The following is a 617-nucleotide window of genomic DNA, read 5'->3' as shown; positions in this document are numbered from 1 at the left end:
GCATCAAATAATGATGACCTCGATGTCAATGCTTGACCAAAACGCTGCAAACTAAACATCACCTGAAACAGTGGGTGCCTCGACATATCTCGCTCAAGCCCCAACTCACTCACCAGTTTTTCAAACGGTAATCCTTGGTGAACCTTTGCCCCTTGCACACAAGCATCCACCTGTTTAATTAACTGCTCGCACTTCAGTGTTGGTGATACCTCAGTTCGCAGCGCTAAGCTATTCACAAAGAAACCAATTAAGGACTGCGTTTGCGCATGCTGGCGGTTATCTGAAGGACTGCCGATGATAATATCCTGCTGATTACTCAATTTACTCAGCATTAAATAAAACCCACTGAGCATCACCGTATACAAGGTCGTGCTGTGAGATTGCGCCAAGGTGCGCAAGCGGGCTGATAGGCTAGTCGCTAAGCTCATCGTATAATTCGCGCCGCGATAATCAATCTTGTCTGGACGCGCATGGTCGGTGGGTAAGTGTAAGGTGTCACAACCTGTTAGTTTTTCACGCCAATAACTTAACTGCGCATCAAGCACATCACCTCGTAAATAGTCTCGCTCCCAACAAGCGTAATCGGCATAGGTAATCGACAACTCAGGCAGCTCGGG

General features: G+C 47.5%; 1 protein-coding gene. It reads right to left on the bottom strand.

Annotation, left to right across the window (positions count from 1 at the left end; genetic code table 11):
• The coding region (locus tag Q0779_RS23710; protein ID WP_298776726.1) for a condensation domain-containing protein at window positions 1–617 on the bottom strand (617 nt) is incomplete at both ends.

The sequence above is a fragment of the uncultured Shewanella sp. genome (assembly GCF_947491715.1).
Taxonomy (GTDB): Bacteria; Pseudomonadota; Gammaproteobacteria; order Enterobacterales; family Shewanellaceae; genus Shewanella.
This window is presented reverse-complemented; position numbering and strand designations above follow the sequence as displayed.